The organism is Ruegeria sp. HKCCSP351 (assembly GCF_017872535.1).
Lineage (GTDB): Bacteria > Pseudomonadota > Alphaproteobacteria > Rhodobacterales > Rhodobacteraceae > Ruegeria.
The window spans coordinates 642,901-656,584 of the sequence record NZ_JAEDOV010000001.1; the positions used below are offsets into that span (position 1 = coordinate 642,901).

The 13,684-nt window shown below is 56.7% G+C and carries 14 protein-coding genes and 2 tRNA genes; 10 read left to right on the forward strand and 6 right to left on the reverse strand.

Going from position 1 to position 13,684, the window contains the following annotated elements:
- Window positions 1–54: 54 nt before the first annotated feature.
- Window positions 55–1,455, forward strand: coding sequence for a glutamate--tRNA ligase (gltX, locus tag I9182_RS03175; protein ID WP_209504883.1), 1,401 nt, complete (start codon window positions 55–57; stop codon window positions 1,453–1,455).
- Between the two features lie 121 nt (window positions 1,456–1,576).
- On the forward strand, window positions 1,577–2,872 hold the full coding sequence (gene gltA, locus I9182_RS03180; protein ID WP_209596421.1) for a citrate synthase: 1,296 nt from the start codon (window positions 1,577–1,579) through the stop codon (window positions 2,870–2,872).
- Between the two features lie 93 nt (window positions 2,873–2,965).
- Here gltA and I9182_RS03185 read toward each other — a convergent pair whose 3' ends face one another.
- Window positions 2,966–4,033 (reverse strand): PA0069 family radical SAM protein, encoded by a 1,068-nt coding sequence (locus I9182_RS03185; RefSeq protein ID WP_209596423.1) that lies wholly within the window; start codon window positions 4,031–4,033, stop codon window positions 2,966–2,968.
- Between the two features lie 270 nt (window positions 4,034–4,303).
- On the opposite strand from I9182_RS03185, the gene I9182_RS03190 reads away from it, so the two are divergent.
- From I9182_RS03190 to I9182_RS03200, 4 genes are all read left to right on the forward strand, one after another.
- Entirely contained in the window at window positions 4,304–5,002 is a 699-nt protein-coding gene (locus tag I9182_RS03190) for a B12-binding domain-containing protein (RefSeq protein ID WP_209503809.1), read from the forward strand.
- A 143-nt stretch (window positions 5,003–5,145) separates the two neighbouring features.
- Window positions 5,146–5,535, forward strand: a complete 390-nt coding sequence (locus tag I9182_RS20350; RefSeq protein WP_245222464.1) for a hypothetical protein — start codon at window positions 5,146–5,148, stop codon at window positions 5,533–5,535.
- Entirely contained in the window at window positions 5,510–6,052 is a 543-nt protein-coding gene (locus I9182_RS20355) for a Hint domain-containing protein (protein WP_245222465.1), read from the forward strand. The genes I9182_RS20350 and I9182_RS20355 overlap by 26 nt, the downstream gene beginning before the upstream one ends.
- A 77-nt stretch (window positions 6,053–6,129) precedes the next feature.
- On the forward strand, window positions 6,130–6,789 hold the full coding sequence (locus I9182_RS03200; RefSeq protein ID WP_209596425.1) for a DUF1638 domain-containing protein: 660 nt from the start codon (window positions 6,130–6,132) through the stop codon (window positions 6,787–6,789).
- 2 nt (window positions 6,790–6,791) lie between these two features.
- On the opposite strand, the gene I9182_RS03205 is transcribed toward I9182_RS03200, so the two are convergent.
- Window positions 6,792–7,202, reverse strand: a complete 411-nt coding sequence (locus I9182_RS03205; protein ID WP_209503806.1) for a SufE family protein — start codon at window positions 7,200–7,202, stop codon at window positions 6,792–6,794.
- A 138-nt stretch (window positions 7,203–7,340) separates the two neighbouring features.
- On the opposite strand from I9182_RS03205, the gene I9182_RS03210 reads away from it, so the two are divergent.
- A complete protein-coding gene (locus tag I9182_RS03210) occupies window positions 7,341–7,871 on the forward strand; it encodes a hypothetical protein (protein WP_209503805.1) in 531 nt (176 codons plus the stop codon).
- Between the two features lie 6 nt (window positions 7,872–7,877).
- Here the strand turns inward: I9182_RS03210 and rnd are convergent, their stop codons facing one another.
- The 3 genes from rnd to purM all read right to left on the reverse strand — a co-directional run bounded on the left by rnd (window position 7,878) and on the right by purM (window position 10,789).
- Window positions 7,878–9,035: a ribonuclease D gene (rnd, locus tag I9182_RS03215; RefSeq protein WP_209503804.1), complete on the reverse strand. Its 1,158-nt coding sequence runs from the start codon at window positions 9,033–9,035 to the stop codon at window positions 7,878–7,880.
- Between the two features lie 114 nt (window positions 9,036–9,149).
- Window positions 9,150–9,746, reverse strand: coding sequence for a phosphoribosylglycinamide formyltransferase (gene purN / locus I9182_RS03220; protein WP_209596427.1), 597 nt, complete (start codon window positions 9,744–9,746; stop codon window positions 9,150–9,152).
- Window positions 9,743–10,789, reverse strand: coding sequence for a phosphoribosylformylglycinamidine cyclo-ligase (purM, locus tag I9182_RS03225; protein WP_209503802.1), 1,047 nt, complete (start codon window positions 10,787–10,789; stop codon window positions 9,743–9,745). The genes purN and purM overlap by 4 nt, the downstream gene beginning before the upstream one ends.
- A gap of 107 nt (window positions 10,790–10,896) precedes the next feature.
- On the opposite strand from purM, the gene I9182_RS03230 reads away from it, so the two are divergent.
- Window positions 10,897–10,973 (forward strand) — tRNA-Ile (locus I9182_RS03230).
- Between the two features lie 273 nt (window positions 10,974–11,246).
- Here the strand turns inward: I9182_RS03230 and I9182_RS03235 are convergent.
- Window positions 11,247–12,566, reverse strand: a complete 1,320-nt coding sequence (locus I9182_RS03235; protein WP_209596429.1) for an ATP-binding protein — start codon at window positions 12,564–12,566, stop codon at window positions 11,247–11,249.
- 44 nt (window positions 12,567–12,610) lie between these two features.
- Between I9182_RS03235 and I9182_RS03240 the strand changes: the two genes are divergently transcribed.
- Window positions 12,611–13,525, forward strand: a complete 915-nt coding sequence (locus tag I9182_RS03240; protein ID WP_209596431.1) for an MBL fold metallo-hydrolase — start codon at window positions 12,611–12,613, stop codon at window positions 13,523–13,525.
- A gap of 76 nt (window positions 13,526–13,601) precedes the next feature.
- Window positions 13,602–13,676, forward strand: a tRNA-Asn gene (locus tag I9182_RS03245).
- Window positions 13,677–13,684 lie beyond the last annotated feature (8 nt).

Genomic DNA, 13,684 nt, shown 5'->3' on the forward strand with positions numbered 1-13,684 from the left:
TTAGACAGGCGTCAAACTATGCCAGATACGGTTACCAAAAGGTTAATCCTCAACATGTCCGAACAGGTCGTCACACGTTTTGCCCCCTCGCCCACAGGTTTTCTGCACATCGGCGGCGCGCGCACCGCATTGTTCAATTGGCTTTATGCCCGCGGACGTGGCGGAAAGTTCCTGCTGCGGATCGAAGACACCGACCGGGAACGCTCGACCCCCGAGGCAACCGACGCGATCCTCCAGGGCATGGAATGGTTGGGACTGGATCACGATGGTGATGTAGTCAGCCAGTTCGAAGGAGCTGCCAGGCATGCCGAAGTCGCGCACCAGCTTCTGGCCGAGGGAAAGGCATATAAATGCTTCTCGACGCAGGACGAAATTGCCGCCTTTCGGGAACAGGCGCGGGCCGAGGGCAAGTCGACCCTGTTCCGCAGCCCTTGGCGTGACGCTGATCCTTCCGCACATCCCGACTTGCCATTTGTCATTCGCATCAAGGCTCCGCAGGACGGCACAACAGTAATCCGCGATCAGGTTCAGGGCAACGTGACCATTCGCAACGACCAACTGGATGACATGGTTTTGCTGCGTTCCGACGGGACACCGGTCTACATGCTGGCCGTGGTGGTTGACGATCATGATATGGGTGTTACCCATGTCATTCGCGGCGATGACCACCTCAATAACGCGGCGCGCCAAATGATGATCTATGAGGCAATGGGATGGGATGTTCCGGTCTGGGCCCATATTCCGCTGATCCACGGGCCAGACGGTAAGAAACTGTCCAAACGCCATGGTGCGCTTGGCGCGCAGGAATATCAGGCCATGGGCTATCCTGCCGCCGGGATGCGCAACTATCTGGCCCGTCTGGGCTGGAGTCATGGTGACGATGAGTTCTTTACCGATGCGCAGGCAAAGGAATGGTTTGATCTGAACGGCATCGGCAAAAGTCCGGCCCGGTTTGATCTGAAAAAACTTGAAAACCTTTGTGGTCAACACATCGCCATCTCCAATGATGCTGCATTGCGGCATGAAATCGAAGCGTACTTGGCCGCAGCCGCTTTATCCCCCCTGACAGATACACAATCGAGTGATTTGGAACGTGCGATGTATTGCCTCAAGGATCGAGCGCGAACCTTTCCTGAACTCCTTGAAAAAGCTCACTTTGTCTTAACCGAACGCCCAATTTCTCCCGACGAGAAAGCTGCAAAGGCGCTGGCATCTGTATCCGACGGTATACTGGGTGAATTGACGCCGCAGCTGCAAAATGCTAGCTGGTCTCGGAACGAACTGGAGGAGACCCTGAATTCCTTTGCCGAGTCAAAGGAGCTCACGTTCGGCAAGCTGGCTGGCCCGCTCAGGGCCGCCTTGGCTGGTCGCGCCGTCACACCTTCGGTTTTTGACATGATGCTTGTGCTGGGGCGGGATGAAACCCTGGCGCGGCTTTCAGAAGCAGCGAAATAACCCGAGCTTCATAAACGGGTAACGCTGCTCCGCTAACACCCGGACTGCGCGAGAGCGCGCAGTCGTTGCCCGCACTGCCAGAGGTTCCTTTGGCATGCGCATGAATGAAGAAGGGATAACCATGACTGACAGCAACAAAACAGCCACTCTGACCGTTCACGGCAAAGAGTATGAGTTGCCGGTTCATTCCCCGACCGCCGGTCCGGATGTCATTGATATTCGAAAGCTTTACGGTCAGGCCGGCGTCTTCACCTACGATCCTGGATTCACTTCGACCGCCAGTTGCGACAGCACCATCACCTATATCGACGGCGAAAAAGGCGAACTGCTGCACCGGGGCTATCCGATCGACCAACTGGCCGAGAAATCGCATTTCCTCGAAGTCTGTTATCTTCTGCTGTACGGAGAACTACCGGCGGCAAAGGATCTTGAGAAGTTCGAGACCACGATCACACGCCACACCATGCTGCACGAGCAGATGCAGTATTTTTATCGTGGTTTCCGCCGTGACGCGCACCCGATGGCTATCATGGTCGGCGTTGTTGGCGCGATGTCGGCCTTCTATCACGACTCAACGGATATCTCGGACCCTCAGCAGCGCGAAATCGCATCGCATCGTCTGATCGCCAAGATGCCGACAATTGCTGCGTGGGCCTACAAGTACCACACCGGTCAGCCTTTCGTTTATCCACGCAACGATCTGGACTATGCGTCGAACTTTCTGCGCATGTGTTTCAGCGTCCCTGCCGAGGAATATGAGGTCAACCCGATCCTCAGCCGGGCCATGGACCGCATCTTTACGCTGCATGCAGACCACGAACAGAATGCCTCGACATCGACCGTGCGTCTGGCGTCGTCCTCGGGTGCAAACCCGTTTGCCTGTATCGCCGCTGGCATCGCTTGCCTTTGGGGTCCGGCACATGGCGGCGCAAATCAGGCCTGCCTGGAAATGCTGGAAGAGATCGGTACCGTAGACCGCATTCCCGAATTCATCGCCCGCGCCAAGGACAAGAATGACCCGTTCCGCCTGATGGGCTTTGGCCACCGTGTGTACAAGAACTTCGATCCACGCGCCAAAGTGATGAAGCAATCGGCAGACGAAGTTCTTGATCTGCTGGGTGTTGAAGACAACCCGAAGTTGCAGGTTGCCAAGGAACTGGAACGCGAAGCGCTGTTAGACCCGTATTTCGCCGAGAAAAAGCTGTTCCCGAATGTCGACTTCTATTCGGGTATCATCCTCGAAGCGATGGGTTTCCCAACCTCGATGTTCACGCCGATCTTCGCCCTGTCACGTACTGTTGGCTGGGTCAGCCAGTGGAAAGAGATGATCGCCGATCCACAAAACAAAATCGGCCGCCCGCGTCAGCTGTATCTGGGTGAGACACTGCGCGACTACGTGGACATCGAAAACCGCTAATCCATTAGGGTTCGCAACCAATCCAGAAGGCCCCGGTAAAACCGGGGTCTTTTGCTTTCGATACTGAAGCAGCGGACGGTTCGGCGTTTGGTTTCAGAACAAGCTCATTTGATCCCCGGGCTGCGGCGGAACTGCAAACTGATCGCATCGTAATGGGGCGGATTTGTTCGAAAGCCCCAGTCTTTTGCAGGTTTTAGCAAACCTCAGGGCGATGAGCTCGGCATAGTCCCCCTCACCCCGCATCCTGTGCCCCCAGCGCGGGTCATAATCCCGCCCGCCATGCATTTCGCGCAGCTTGGACATGACCTTCTCTGCACGGGCGGGTTCGTACTCTGCCAGCCAGTCCTGCCAAAGCTGAGAGACTTCGCGCGGCAATCGCAACATGATCCAGCTTGCCGCATCTGCGCCCGCCTCTTTTCCAGCACCCAACAGGTTCTCCAACTCATGATCTGTCAGCCCGGGCACAATAGGCGACGTCATTACGCGAACCGGAACACCCGCATCGGTCAACGCTCTGATCGTCTGCAACCGACGCGCCGGAGACGGTGCGCGGGGCTCCATCCGCCGGGACAGACCTGCATCCAGCGTGGTGAGCGATACACCGACCCGCACCAATCCCCGGCTGGCCATGTCAGCCAAAATATCCAGATCACGCTCGATCAGTGTTCCTTTGGTCACGATTGCGACGGGGTGGTTGAACTCTTGCAAGACCTCAAGGCACGACCTTGTAATCAGGCGGTTTTTTTCAATGGGCTGGTATGGGTCAGTGTTTGTCCCGATCGCGAGCGTGGCGACCTTGTAGGACTTTGCCGACAGTTCCTTGCGCAGAACAACGCTCATGTTGGGGCGCGCAACAAGGCGGGTTTCGAAATCCAGTCCTGCGGACAAACCCAGATAGGCGTGGCTGGGTCTGGCAAAACAATAGACGCAGCCATGCTCGCACCCTCGATACGGGTTGATCGAACGGTCAAAAGGCAAATCGGGTGAGCGGTTATAGGTGATGGCACTGCGCGCCACCTCATCCCGCATCTCGGTTCGCAGGGGCGGCAAGTCTTCATCGATATACCACCCATCGTCAACGGCGTGCGTTGCAAACCGTTCAAACCGCCCGGTTGTATTGGACGCCACCCCCCTTGCCTTGACGACATACCCGATGCTCACGGCACATTTGTTCCCTATTTGTTCTTTTTGCACGATAGGCCTGAACCAAAACCAGTGCAAGCCAACCCAACGAAGAAAAAGGAACGCATAGATGAAAAACAAACAGGATAATATTGCAGACTTTTCAATCGAGCCGGTGCCATTTTTGGCATATAGGTCGGTCCCGAAACGACCAACGTCGCAATCGTCACAGTCAGAATGCGACGTTTTGGCCAAAACGGAAAAAATGCCACCACGGGCCGATAGCCCGCCCAGCACAGGGAATACCCCATGTCCGACGAAGAAGATATCGTCCTGTCCGAACTGAATGATGACGAACTGGTCGATCAGATGTTCGACGATCTCTATGACGGATTGAAAGAAGAGATCGAAGAAGGCACCAATATTCTGCTGGAACGCGGATGGACGCCGTATGACATCCTGACCAAAGCCCTGGTTGGCGGCATGACCATTGTGGGCCATGACTTCCGCGACGGCATTCTGTTTGTTCCCGAGGTTCTGCTGGCGGCCAACGCAATGAAAGGCGGCATGTCGATCCTCAAGCCGCTGCTGGCCGAAACCGGTGCTCCGCGTGTTGGCAAAATGGTCATCGGCACAGTGAAAGGCGACATCCACGATATCGGCAAGAACCTTGTGTCGATGATGATGGAAGGCGCGGGCTTCGAAGTTGTCGATCTGGGAATCAACAACCCGGTCGAGAATTATCTGGAAGCACTGGAAACGGAACAGCCCGACATTCTGGGCATGTCCGCCCTGCTGACCACGACGATGCCCTACATGAAAGTCGTTATCGACACTCTGGTCGAACAGGGCGTGCGCGACGATTACATTGTTCTGGTCGGTGGCGCGCCGCTGAACGAAGAGTTCGGCAAAGCCATCGGTGCAGACGCCTACTGCCGTGATGCTGCGGTTGCAGTGGAAACCGCCAAGGATTTCGTGGGCCGCAAGCACAACCAACTGGCTGGCTAAGACCCTTAAGGTATTCTTGAAAGGCCGCCCTTTTCGGGCGGTCTTTTTCGTTTTAGCGCGCTATCCCTCCTGGAGTGTATCGATTATCCGTTTGTAAACGAAAGTACGGCTAAAAACCGAAACATCCAAGTTTCGGGGGTTCTGTGCCGCAGTCATTCACAGCCATTTCGTTGGGCAAACTCGCCGACATCGACCGTGTTGAGGGCAATTACGTTGCTGAGAATGCTTCCGCGCTTGTTGGGCAAACCTTTGGTAACACGGACGCGCCGTTGGCGCACAACAACGTAACATGGAACGCGATTGGAAACCCCGGATCCACCTTTGATTTGAACAACGTGACTGCCAATGATCGGTTTTCGATCGATGGCGGCGCACCGCAAACCTTTGATGGCACGTCAGTTTACCACGCCACCGTCACTTATTTCGACGGCAGAAGTGCAAATATTACTGCCGTTGTCGCGCAGGATGTGGATGGCAACACATATCTGGTACCAGAGTTCTCGGCCAATGCAGATCAGAACCCGCAAGGGTGAACGCCCGGTGGAAACGCTGCACCCCGGCGACTGGGTGGAAACCCTTGATCACGGGTTTCAAAAGGTACGCTGGGCCGGGCAGCGGCGGGTTCAGGCGATTGGCGCGTTCGCGCCGGTCCTGTTCAAGGCAGGTGCGCTTGGGAACACCCGCGATCTGCTAGTGTCGCAGCAACACCGGATACTGATCCAGAACTGGCGCTTGGAACTGCATACCGGCCAAATCGAAGCACTGGCCCCGGCCAAGCATCTGATTAACGGACATGACATCATCCTCAATCCCGGCGGGGTCGTAACCTACATTCATCTGCTGTTTGATCAGCATGAGCTGCTCTGGGCTGAAGGCTGCCTGAGCGAGAGCTTTCATCCCGGCGCCCAAATCTGGAACGCCCTTGAACAGTCAGCCCGACAGGAGATTCTGTCCTTATTCCCCGAGTTATCGAAGCAAGGTATCGCCGCCTACGGCCCGCCCGCGCGACCTCCGTTATCGGCATTCGAAACACGAACGTCGGCAGCCTGACACGAGATGTCGGAAGAAGGCTTGCCTGCAAGCTGTTTTCATTCTTTTGTGCCATGAGCCCATAAGGATGCCGATCCATGCCAAGCGATACGCTACCAGATGATGCAAGCCTGACGACCAAAGGCTATGACGGCGTGGAAAACGCAAGCATCCTGCTGATCGCCTGTGGGGCGCTTGCGCGCGAAATTCTGGATATCAAAACGCGCAACGGCTGGGATCACATGGCGCTGACCTGCCTGCCTGCAATCTTGCATGTTCATCCGGAACGGATCACACAGGCAGTTGAAGATACCGTGGCCAAACACCGCGACGGGTTCGAAAAAATCTATGTGGTTTATGCCGATTGCGGAACCGGAGGCCTGCTGCAATCCGCCTGCAAAAAACTGGGTGTCGAGATGGTAGAAGGCCCTCACTGCTATTCGTTCTTCGAAGGCAATCAGGCCTTTCAAGAACGCGGTGAGGACGAAACAACTGCCTTCTACCTCACTGACTTTCTGGCCCGCCAGTTCGACGCGTTTGTCTGGAAACCATTGGGCCTGGATCGCCACCCGGAACTGCGGGACATGTATTTCGGCAATTACACCAAACTGATTTATCAGGCCCAGATCGACGATCCGAAACTGACCGAACGCGCACGGGAATGCGCGGACCGCATGGGATTGGCGTTCGAACGGCGTTTCACCGGCTACGGTGATCTGGAAACCACTTTGTCAGACTGGGCAAACCGCCCCGTGTGACCTCAGGCGTTTTCCTGCGCGACCTGCCGGATGCGCTCGATCATGGCCCGCAATCCATTGGACCGCTGCGCCGACAGATGATCGTTCAGACCCAATCGGGCCAGTTCCGCCGCCGCATCGACCTGCGGCACCTCGGACACCGGCAGCCCGTTGTAAAGGGACCGAAGCACGGCGATCAGCCCGCGAACGATCAGCGCGTCACTGTCGCCATCAAATTTGAACACGCCAGCTTCGATTATCGGGTGCAGCCAGACCTGACTGGCGCAACCATGAACCTTTGTCGCCGGAACTTTCAACGCGTCATCCAAAGGCTCCATCGCCTTGCCCTGTTCGATGACATGGCGATACCGGTCTTCCCAGTCTTCGAGAAACTCGAAATCCTCGACAATGTCTTCAAAGGCAGGCGTGGCCATGGCGCAGTGATCCTTTCGTTGAAATCACAATGTGACCTAAGCCGACGACCACCTGCTGTCCAGCCCCAGCTGTGGCTTTTCAACGCGAAGAAATTGCGCTAACCCATTGTCTGAATTCGTGTGAAAAGCAGTGGGTCCATGCAAAAGTCTCTGTCCGTTCTTATCATCGCCATGCTGACCCTGACTGCCTGCGGCAGCTGGCGCGACTCGCGGGTGAATCCGTCAAACTGGTTTGGCTCCAGCCGGTCTGTGAAGTCTGAAACGCCGCCGGACCCAAATGCCGCCGATGCGTTAGTTCCCAAGACAAGAGAGGGAAGCGGCCTGTTTTCGCGCCCAGATGCCGAAGACACCAGTGTTCCAATCGCCAAGATCGACGAACTGCGGATCGAACCAATACCATCAGGCGCGATCATCTACTCCTCTGGCACCGCGCTTCGGCAGGGTGCCTATAACGCACGCTTGGTTTCGGTTAATTCAGAAGAAAACAAAGAAAAGGGAGTTCTGGAGTTTGTTTTCCGAGTGAATTACCCCAGCTCACAGACCCCGCAAGGATCTGAACGCACACGAATGGTGTCGGATGCAATAAATGTCTCGACCCAGGATCTTGAAGGCATTCGCCTGATCCGTGTCGTCGGGCAACAGAACACTTTGGAATCGCGGCGGCGGTAATCGCCGTTAAAGCGAGACGACCTTGACCGCCTGCCCTTTGGCCGCCAGCGCGATTTTCCCCTCGCACAGTTTCAGCGCGTCTTCACCAAAGACCTCGTAACGCCACCCCGACATTGCGGGCAATTCTCGCTCGCCAGCGGCAATCTGGTCCAGTTCGGAACTTGTTGCGATCAGTTTGGCCGCAACGCCCGAACTTTCGGTTTTGGATTTCAGCAGAACCCGAAGCAAGTCGGCCAAAGCCGGGTTGACCTTCAGGTTGTCACGGGAATTGTCGATCTTCGGCAGATTTTCCTGCGGACAATTCACGCCCTTCGTCACCGCAGCAAGAATACCTTCGGCAATCGGGCCTTTGCGCGCCTCGCGCAGCAAAAGCCTAGACGCACCGAGATCGGCGATTGTTTTAGGCTTGGTCGACGCCAGTTCGACCAAGGCGTCATCCTTAAAGACCCGGTTGCGCGGCACGTTATGCTCCTGCGCATACCCTTCGCGAAACTGCGCCAACTCGCGTACGACGGCCAGGAACTTGGCCGAGTTCGTTCGCGTTTTGACCCGCTTCCACGCCTCTTCGGGACGGATATCATACGTGGCAGGCTGCGTCAGTGTACGCAACTCTTCAGCCACCCAGTGGTTACGCATCGTTTTATTGAGTTCCGCAGCGAGGTGTTCATAGATTCTGCGCAGATGCGTCACATCTGCCAATGCATACGTTTTCTGGGCTTCCGTCAAAGGACGACGGGACCAATCGGTGAACCGCGACGTCTTGTCCACGCCCTGCTTGCAGATTTTCCGTACCAGCGTCTCATAGCCGACCTGCTCACCAAACCCGCAGACCATTGCGGCGACCTGTGTGTCGAACAACGGGTTGGGGAACACACCCGCCTCGACCCAGAATATCTCAAGATCCTGACGCGCGGCGTGGAACACCTTGACCACGTTCTCGTTTCGGAAAAGCTCATACAGAGGTTCGAGGGACAGGCCATCCACTAACGGATCGACCAGAACCGCGCTGTCTTCATCATCAGAGGGAACCGCCAGTTGCACGAGGCACAGTTTCGAATAATAGGTCCGCTCGCGCAGAAACTCGGTATCGACTGTGATATATGGATAGCTTGCGGCCGCCTTGCAGAAATCGGCCAGTTCTTGCGTCGTCGTCAGAGTTTTCATGCGCCGTACTAGTTTTGCTCTTGCTCTTGTGAGTGCCCGTAATTTCCCTCGCCCCCAAGCGATACCGACGACCATAGGACGATTTTCAGACGAGTGTAAATCACCCTCGGAACCTCAGGGCATGAGAACAGGTGACCTGTTGCCTTCGGCAAAGCGGCGCAGCACCGCCGGATAAAGTTCATGTTCCCAGATCAGAACTTTTGCGGCCAAAGTGTCCGGGGTATCTGCTGGTTCGATATCCACCCGCGCCTGCCCCAAAATCGGGCCATCATCCAGGGCCGCCGTCACCTCATGGACCGAGCAGCCATGTTCCGCATCACCCGCTTCAATTGCGCGCGCGTGGGTATGTAACCCCTTGTATTTGGGCAGCAATGACGGATGGATATTCAACATTCGCCCCTGAAAGCGCGTCACGAAATCCGCGGTCAGGACCCGCATAAACCCGGCCAGGCAGACAATATCCGGCCGCGCTTCTTCCAAAGGCTTCAGCAACTCAGTCTCAAAGGCTGCGCGATTGCCCTTGAATGGCCGGTGATCGACCACTGCGGTCGGAATGCCACGGTCCGCAGCTTTTTTCAGCCCGCCCGCCTGCGCATTGTTGGACAGAATCAAACAGGGCCGCGCCGGATGATCACCGGTCATGCTGTCGACAAGCGACACCATGTTGGACCCGCCCCCCGAAATCAGGATCGCGACGCGCTTGGGGCTCACAACAGTTTGCCCGAATAGGCAACTCCGGGGGTTTCGGTGACAGTGCCGATCCGCGCCACCGTCTCGCCGGCCTCGGCCAGCAATGTCGAAAGCTGATCGGCCCTATCCGGGTCGCACACAATGATCAGACCGATGCCACAGTTGAAGGTCTTGAGCATCTCGGCTTCCGCAATACCGCCAATCTGCGCCATCCAGCTGAATACAGACGGCAATTGCCAGCTGTCCAGATCAATCTGGGCCCCCAACCCTTCCGGCAATACGCGCGGCAGGTTCTCGGTCAGACCGCCACCGGTGATATGGGCCAGTGCATGAACGCCACCTTCGCGGATCGCGGACAGGGCCGGTTTGACGTAAAGGCGCGTCGGTGTAAGCAGCGCCTCGCCCAACGAACCTTCACCAAAGGGGCACGGTGCATCCCAGCCCAGCCCAGACAGTTCGACGAGTTTACGTACCAGTGAGTACCCGTTGGAATGCACTCCGTTCGAGGCCAGACCAAGCAGCACATCCCCCGCCTGCACCCCCGAAGGCAGATCGGCACCGCGTTCCATTGCCCCGACCGAGAATCCGGCCAGATCGAAATCGCCATCAGGGTACATGCCGGGCATCTCGGCAGTTTCGCCACCAATCAGAGCACAACCGGATTGTGCACAGCCTTCGGCAATTCCTTCAATGATCCGCGCGGCTGTATCTGTGTCCAGCTTGCCTGTCGCGAAATAGTCGAGAAAAAACAGGGGCTCGGCCCCCTGACAGATCAGGTCATTGACACACATGGCCACCAGATCGATGCCAACCCCATCCACGACGCCGGTATCGATCGCAATTCGCAGTTTTGTACCAACCCCGTCCGTGGCACCAACCAGAATGGGATCCTGATACCCAGCAGCTTTCAGGTCGAACAGTGCGCCAAAACCGCCCAGACCGCTCATCACGCCGGGGCGGTTGGTTCGCTTTGCTGCGGGCTTTATCCGGTCAACCAGAGCATTGCCCGCGTCAATATCCACGCCTGCATCGGCATAGGTGATTCCGTTCTTGCCCGCTGTCATGGCCAGTTCCTTTTGAATGCTTTGCGGGCGGGTTATTCGATTGTGGCGTTTGTTGCAACGGTCAGGCTTGACGCGGCTGTTCACCGTGATACGCAATGCGCCTAGGCGGGCCTGTAGCTCAATTGGTTAGAGCAGAGCGCTCATAACGCTTTGGTTGGGGGTTCGAGTCCCTCCGGGCCTACCAAATCACCGCCACGTTCCTTGAACACACCGCCCATCCTGCTGGTTTTGTTTGTATTTATGACCTCAGGCGTTCGTCACGTCTTGCGTACCCTGTCCACATACGCTTGGAAATCAGACGAATTTATTCAGTTCATCGATTTTCGCTTTCGGTTTAATAGCCGTGGGATGACAGGTCTTACTAAAAACTCCGAAATCATCTCGCGAGAAATCCAGCGCCTCGGCTCAGAAAATCGTCATATTGGTGCAGGTTTGGAGCGGCAAAGGTGTCAGGCGTTTACCGTCCAATAATTATATCCGCGCACAAACCGCCCAGGCGTTCACTTTTGGCCAATCGCAGAGTGCCACCATGCGCGCGCGCAACATCCGCCACGATCGCCAAACCCAAACCCACGCCACTGCCCTGATTCTGGTTGCGCGCAGGGTCAAGCCGCGTAAAGGCTTTGACCGCCTCTGTGCGCTGCTCTGCGGGAATTCCAGGGCCATCATCTTCGACACGGATGCGCATCGACTTGGCGTTCAGCGACAGGCTGACCTCAGCACGGCTGCCGTAGCGCACGGCGTTGCCGATCAGGTTTTCAATGGCCCGACGAACAGCCATAGGGCGCAGCATTGCCGTTCCCTCCCCCTCGACAGTGACCAACTCGGCCCGATGCCCTGCCCGATTGGCGTCATCCACAATCTGTCGAACAAATTCCGCCGGGTTGATTTCCTCTGGCGATCCTTCGGACGCCCCGCGCGAAAATTCGAGGAATGCATCAACCAAGGACTGCATTTCCTTTACATCCTGTAGCAAAGGTCGTGCCTCATCCTCGGGCAGCATGGCCAGTCCAAGCTTCAGGCGCGTCAAAGGCGTGCGCAGATCATGGCTTACGCCTGATAACATCAGCGTCCGTTGTTCGATCTGACGTTCGATCCGTGACCGCATATCCAAAAACGCATTCCCCGCCGCGCGTACTTCGATGGCACCGCCCGGTGTATATGGTACGCTCCGCCCTCGTCCAAACGCCTGCGCCGCATTGGCCAGCCGTGTGATGGGGCGCAACTGGTTTCGCATGTACAGAAATGAAATCGAGGTCATTATGATCGCGAAAAACAGCATCGTCACGATCAACTGATGCGGCGCCGCTGGCGACAATCTGCGCCGGTCAAAGGTCAGTTCCAGCACCCCCAGATGTGTATCTAGGTACAGACGCGCTTCGCGGCTGCTTGGCAACGCTACAGCACTCAGCTCTGGCAACCTTGCACGAAGTTCGGCCTCGACCTGCGGTGCTATGAAGTCGTACCACCGTGGACGGTCAATTTTGGGAGTTTCGTTGGCGGGCAGAAATCTGGCCTGCATTTCCAGCGCCAGAAGATCCGGGCGCACTTCGGCCAATGCCTGGTGCTGCGTCTCGGCCCCCTCCATCATGGTGGTGATCAGCATCACTTCCCTTGAGGCTGCGCGCGTCATCTGGTCAGTGACATCTTCCAGATGCTTTTGAAGAAAAGCAACTCCAACGACCAGAAGCAGCACGATCACAGGAAGAACCAGAATCAATGCTGCCCGGGCGTAAAGGCTGCGTGGCATATAGGGTTTGAGCCAGTGCGTGGACATGCGCTAAACCTAGCGGGCTGCCCGTACAAGAGGAAGAGCACAGAATGCAGGCACCTGACGAATTCAATCCGCCTTCGGGTGTTGCGACGGAACTACAACCGGGTTTACGGCGCATTCTGGCTCCTAACCCGTCACCGATGACCTATCGCGGCACCAACACCTATCTGCTGGGCGATCGCGACATTGCCGTCATTGATCCCGGCCCTGCAAGCGAGGTGCATTTGAACGCGATCCTGAATGAACTGCGACCTGGTCAGAGAATCAGCCACATAGTCGTGACGCACACCCATCTGGATCACTCACCCCTGGCTGCACCCCTGGCCGCCCGAACAGGGGCTGCGATCTATGCGTTTGGTGGCCCGGAAGCCGGTCGCAGCGCTGTTATGACAACCCTTGCAGCGCGTGGGTTGGCCGGAGGTGGCGAAGGCATCGACACCGCGTTTCGACCGGATGTCGAGGTTGCGGATGGTGAGGTCATCTTGGGCGATGACTGGCAGCTTGAGGTTATTCACACCCCGGGGCATCTGGGAAACCACATTGCGCTGGCATGGAAGGATACCTGTTTCACCGCTGATCATGTGATGGGATGGGCCAGTTCGCTGGTGTCGCCGCCGGACGGAGACCTGACTGATTTCATGACGGCCTGCCACCGCCTGCGCGCGCGCGACTGGTCGTTTTTTCACGCGGGCCACGGTGCACCGATTACAGACCCAGCCGCGCGATTGGACTGGCTGATCCGACACAGGCAAAACCGAGAAGCACAGATTCTGTCTGCCTTGGGGGATGCACACGGAACGGCACGGCAATTGGCCGAGCGTATCTACACCGACACACCCGCGACCCTGCTGCCGGCCGCAGAGCGGAACGTTTTTGCCCACCTCGTTGATCTGACTGGAAAAAAGCAGGTATCACCGCACGGCGAATTATCTGCCAATGCAGTTTTTCGCAGAGTTTCTTAATACCGCCAAAAATTTTTGTGGTTGATGCGCTTACCCTCTGGACGCCGGGAATCCGGATTGTTATACGCCCCTCAGTTCCGGCGTAGCTCAGCGGTAGAGCAGTTGACTGTTAATCAATTGGTCGTAGGTTCGATCCCTACCGCCGGAGCCAAAATTACC

Bases quoted from the DNA above. Each gene is read 5' to 3' on its own strand.
- gltX (WP_209504883.1), top strand. From the start codon at position 55: ATGTCCGAACAGGTCGTCACACGTTTTGCCCCCTCGCCCACAGGTTTT.
- gltA (WP_209596421.1), top strand. From the start codon at position 1,577: ATGACTGACAGCAACAAAACAGCCACTCTGACCGTTCACGGCAAAGAG.
- I9182_RS03190 (WP_209503809.1), top strand. From the start codon at position 4,304: ATGTCCGACGAAGAAGATATCGTCCTGTCCGAACTGAATGATGACGAA.
- I9182_RS20355 (WP_245222465.1), top strand. From the start codon at position 5,510: ATGCAGATCAGAACCCGCAAGGGTGAACGCCCGGTGGAAACGCTGCAC.
- I9182_RS03200 (WP_209596425.1), top strand. From the start codon at position 6,130: ATGCCAAGCGATACGCTACCAGATGATGCAAGCCTGACGACCAAAGGC.
- I9182_RS03205 (WP_209503806.1), bottom strand. From the start codon at position 7,202: ATGGCCACGCCTGCCTTTGAAGACATTGTCGAGGATTTCGAGTTTCTC.
- I9182_RS03210 (WP_209503805.1), top strand. From the start codon at position 7,341: ATGCAAAAGTCTCTGTCCGTTCTTATCATCGCCATGCTGACCCTGACT.
- rnd (WP_209503804.1), bottom strand. From the start codon at position 9,035: ATGAAAACTCTGACGACGACGCAAGAACTGGCCGATTTCTGCAAGGCG.
- purM (WP_209503802.1), bottom strand. From the start codon at position 10,789: ATGACAGCGGGCAAGAACGGAATCACCTATGCCGATGCAGGCGTGGAT.
- I9182_RS03235 (WP_209596429.1), bottom strand. From the start codon at position 12,566: ATGTCCACGCACTGGCTCAAACCCTATATGCCACGCAGCCTTTACGCC.
- I9182_RS03240 (WP_209596431.1), top strand. From the start codon at position 12,611: ATGCAGGCACCTGACGAATTCAATCCGCCTTCGGGTGTTGCGACGGAA.